The 4,037-nt window shown below is 61.6% G+C and carries 4 protein-coding genes; all 4 read right to left on the reverse strand.

Annotated features, from left to right (window positions below):
• Positions 1-69 precede the first annotated feature (69 nt).
• Complete coding sequence (gene ubiB / locus AC1D1P_RS16520; protein WP_477669819.1) at positions 70-1,623, reverse strand: ubiquinone biosynthesis regulatory protein kinase UbiB; 1,554 nt, start codon at positions 1,621-1,623, stop codon at positions 70-72.
• Positions 1,620-2,252 carry a hypothetical protein gene (locus AC1D1P_RS16525; protein ID WP_477669820.1) on the reverse strand — a complete coding sequence of 211 codons (633 nt, stop codon included), beginning with the start codon at positions 2,250-2,252 and terminating at the stop codon, positions 1,620-1,622. Before AC1D1P_RS16525 ends, ubiB begins: the two co-directional genes overlap by 4 nt.
• A 164-nt stretch (positions 2,253-2,416) precedes the next feature.
• On the reverse strand, positions 2,417-3,406 hold the full coding sequence (locus tag AC1D1P_RS16530; RefSeq protein ID WP_477669821.1) for a Tim44 domain-containing protein: 990 nt from the start codon (positions 3,404-3,406) through the stop codon (positions 2,417-2,419).
• Between the two features lie 39 nt (positions 3,407-3,445).
• Positions 3,446-4,037 (reverse strand): class I SAM-dependent methyltransferase (locus tag AC1D1P_RS16535; RefSeq protein WP_477673717.1); only part of this gene is annotated, 592 nt, incomplete at its 5' end.

The raw sequence follows: 4,037 nt of genomic DNA on the forward strand, positions 1-4,037 counted from the left end.
TTTGCCTGGAAAAGGCTCCCAGATGCAAAGCCTTCAATTATAGGCCGTTGAGACCTTCCCCGGCCGGCCCTAAAACACCCGCACCCGCAGGACAAACTGCATGGCAATCAACCCCAATACAAAGCCCAGACCGCCATAAATCAGGCTTTGCAGCAGTTTGTTGGTGCGCTTTTGCTCATACAGCAGTTCCTCAAGCTCCCGCCGGTTGATTCCAGGGGGTGATTTCAGGTACTGGGACAGCAGGCGCGGCAAACCGGGTAGCAGCTTGGCATAAGCAGGCGCCTCCGCCTTGAGCTGCGCCAGCAATTTTTCCGGGCCCACCTGCTCGAGCATCCATTTCTCGAGAAAAGGCTTGGCGGTGCTCCAGAGGTCCAGGTCGGGGTCCAGCTCACGCCCCAGTCCCTCGATGTTCAACAGGGTTTTTTGCAGCAGCACCAGCTGGGGCTGGATTTCGACATGGAAACGGCGCGAGGTCTGAAACAGACGCATCAGCACCAGCCCCAACGAAATTTCCCTGAGCGGCCGATCAAAGTAGGGTTCGCAGCACGCACGAATGGCGGCTTCCAGTTCGTCCACCCGAGTCTCGGGCGGAACCCAGCCGGATTCCAGGTGCAACTCGGCCACCCGTTTGTAGTCGCGCTGGAAAAACGCGCTGAAATTCTGTGCGAGGTATTCCTTGTCAACCTCGGTCAGGGTGCCCACGATTCCGAAGTCCAGCGAGATGTAGCGGCCGAATGTTTCCGGCGCCAGACTGACCTGGATATTGCCGGGATGCATGTCGGCATGGAAGAAACCGTCGCGGAATACCTGGGTGAAGAAGATGGTGACGCCGTCGCGCGCCAGTTTTTTCATGTCGACACCGGCATCGCGCAGGCGCTGGGCCTGGCTGATGGGAACGCCTTTCATGCGCTCCATCACCATGACGTCGGGCATGCAGAAGTCCCAGACCATTTCAGGGATCATCACCAGGTCAAGGTTTTGCATGTTGCGGCGCAGCTGGGCCGCATTGGCCGCCTCACGCAGAAGGTCCAGCTCGTCGTGCAGGTATTTGTCGAATTCGGCCACTACCTCGCGGGGCTTGAGGCGTTTGCCATCAGCCGACGCGCCTTCCACCCAGCCGGCCATCATGTGCATCAGCGCCAGGTCTTTCTCGATCGCCGGCAGCATATTGGGCCGCAGCACCTTGACGGCCACTTCGCGGCCACTTGGCAAGATGGCGAAGTGCACCTGGGCAATCGAGGCGCTAGCTACGGGGATTTGTTCGAAGCTGGCAAAGATGCGGTCCAGCGGCCGGCCAAAGGCTTTTTCGATGATGGCGACGGCGACGGCGGACTCAAAAGGCGGCACCCGGTCCTGCAGGCGCGCAAGCTCGTCGGCGATGTCGGGCGGAAGCAGGTCGCGCCGTGTCGACATCACCTGGCCGAACTTGACAAAGATGGGCCCCAGGCTTTCAAGCGCTTCGCGCAGGCGCTCGCCGCGCGGTGCCTTCAGGTTGCGGCCCAGCGAAACGATGCGGGTCAGCAAACGGATCCAGGGACGCTCGAAACTGGAGAGCACCAGCTCATCCAGGCCAAACCGGAGCACGGTCCAGACGATAAAAACACCTCGGAAGAGGCGACTCATGCAGCAGGTGCTTTCACTGGCTCGGCATCGCCGCCTGTCGCAGAAGGACCCGCCTTGGGCGCCGTTTCAGGGGGTTGGGCACCGGTGGTTGCTGCCGCAGAGGAAGGAGGAACCGACGCAAGAGGTGTACTTGCCAAAAACTGCTTGAGCCCCGCAAAAATTCGCCGCCCGGCGTCGGCCACTGCATGTGCAGGAGCGTCACCGATCAGCCGCGAAAGGTCCTCTTCGGCATCCCAGCGCAGGTTTTCAGCCAGCCAGCCCAGTTCGGCGGCCAACTGCACGTCACCCTCGATTTTCACCGGCGGCGGCTTGCCGGCCAGCACAGACTGCATCACGGTCAGCGGCGATTCAGTAGCCACAGCCAGCAGCAGGTCCGGCTTGGCAGCAGGCTGGGCCCGGTCCACCAGGCCCGCCGGTGTAACCACCAGGTCAATCGCAAACAGGCCCCAGCGCAGATGCACCACGCGCCCCTTTTGCCGCAGCAGACGGTCCTGCGCCTGCTTTTCCTGCATCAGGACATGGTTCAGGAAGAGCACCAGCCGTTGCTGCCCCTCATCCACCACCCAGGCGGGCGGCTGAAAGCGGGTGGCAATGGATTCCAGAAATGAAAAAGGGGACGTGGTATTCATACGTCCCCCGATTCTGACATGGCCCCCACGGTCACGCACTTCGTGGCGTAACCCAGTGGAAAGAGTATTTCACCAGCAGGCGCCGCGGAACCGGCTTTGCCGGGCCGCAGGCGCCGCCCCCTGAAAGGGGGGAACAGGCTACATGAAGTGAGCCTGGACGGGGGTTATTGGAGAGCCTGTACACCGGCGACCAGCCAGCCGCTGCCGCCGCTGCGTGGCTTGGTCATGTTCCAGACTTCGCGGAAGGGGCTGGCGCCTGCGGAGGCGTCTTCGCGGATCATGCCGGAAAACTCCACGCTGGCCATGTAGACATCGCTCAGTTCCTCGATGCCCAGCAATTGCGCATCCAGCATCACGACCTCGGTCTTGTTGACCTGGCCGCCGGTATGCGATTCGCGGTCGGCAAGCTGGGTCTTGATCTGCTCGAGCATGTCGTCCGTCATCATGGCGCGCAGGTTCTGGATGTCGGAGCGGTCCCAGGCATCCTGCAGCGTGACGAAGTTGGCCTTGCTGGCCTTGAGGAAGCCTTCGGCGTCAAAACCGGCCGGAACGCCCCAGGACTGCACACCCAGCAAGGCCGAGCCGATCATGGAACCGCCTGCGGGCGCTGCCGCATCGTATTTGTTGGCATCAAAAGCCATGCTACTGCGTTCCCAAGGGCGCGCGGATGCATCGTTGCCGACGTTCTCAGGGCTGTAGTTCTTGGGGGTGGTGGCGTTGCCCGCACCCTGGAAGGCAAAAGGCGCCTGCCCGGGCGCAGAGCCTTGCGCGCCAGCCGCTCCGCCCTTGAATTTGCGCATGATGAAGCCGATCACCAGCATGACCACCAGCGCCAGCAAGGCAAACATGATGATCTGGCCGAAGGCGCCGCCCAGGCCCAGCGATGAAGCCAGCCAGGCCAGGCCCAGACCTGCGGCCAGGCCGCCCAGCATGGCGCCCCAGGGTTTTTTGGGCGCAACAGGCGCCGGCGTTGCCGCAGGGGCTGCCGGTTTGGCGGCATTGGCACCACCAGGCGCCGCCTCACGCTTGGTCACGTTGGACGACTGCTTGCCAAATGACGAACCACCGCCCAGTCGTTTGGCGTCAGCAACCGTTCCCCCCAAAGTCAGGGTTAACGCAAGCGCTGCGGAAAAAATTGCCGACCAGATTTTCATATCGTCTCCTTGATCACGGTTTTGAGGCCGTTTGACTTTTCAACACTTGATTCCAACATGCAATGCCACAACTCCGCCTGTCATGTTGTGATAGTCCACATGGCCGAAACCACTTTTATGCATAAGGGCTTTCAGTTCGTCCTGGCCGGGGTGCATGCGAATTGATTCGGCGAGGTACTGGTAGCTTGAATCGTCATTGGYCACCAGCTTGCCCAACCGCGGCAACACCTTGAAGGAATACCAGTCGTAAATCTTTTCCAGCGGCTTGGCGACTTTGGAGAACTCCAGCACCAGCAGCTTGCCACCGGGCTTGAGCACGCGGTTCATCTCGCGCAACGCATCTTCCTTGTGCGTCATGTTGCGCAGCCCGAAGGCGACCGTCACCACGTCGAAGCTCGCATCGGGAAATGGTAGATGTTCGGCGTCGCACACCAGGGTGGGCAAGCTGACACCAGCATCCAGCAGGCGGTTCCGGCCTTCGCGGAGCATCGCCTCGTTGATATCGGTATGCACCACGCGGCCGGTGCTGCCCACCTTGGGGGCAAAGGCCAGCGCCAGGTCGCCCGTGCCGCCGGCGATGTCCAGCACCTGGTAGCCCTCTTTGACGTTGGCCACCAGCACTGTGTAGGCC

It is taken from the genome of Polaromonas sp. P1_E1_2 (assembly GCF_056406035.1).

Excerpts from the sequence above, each read along its gene's own strand:
- ubiB (WP_477669819.1), bottom strand. The coding sequence starts at position 1,623 with ATGAGTCGCCTCTTCCGAGGTGTTTTTATCGTCTGGACCGTGCTCCGG.
- AC1D1P_RS16525 (WP_477669820.1), bottom strand. The coding sequence starts at position 2,252 with ATGAATACCACGTCCCCTTTTTCATTTCTGGAATCCATTGCCACCCGC.
- AC1D1P_RS16530 (WP_477669821.1), bottom strand. The coding sequence starts at position 3,406 with ATGAAAATCTGGTCGGCAATTTTTTCCGCAGCGCTTGCGTTAACCCTG.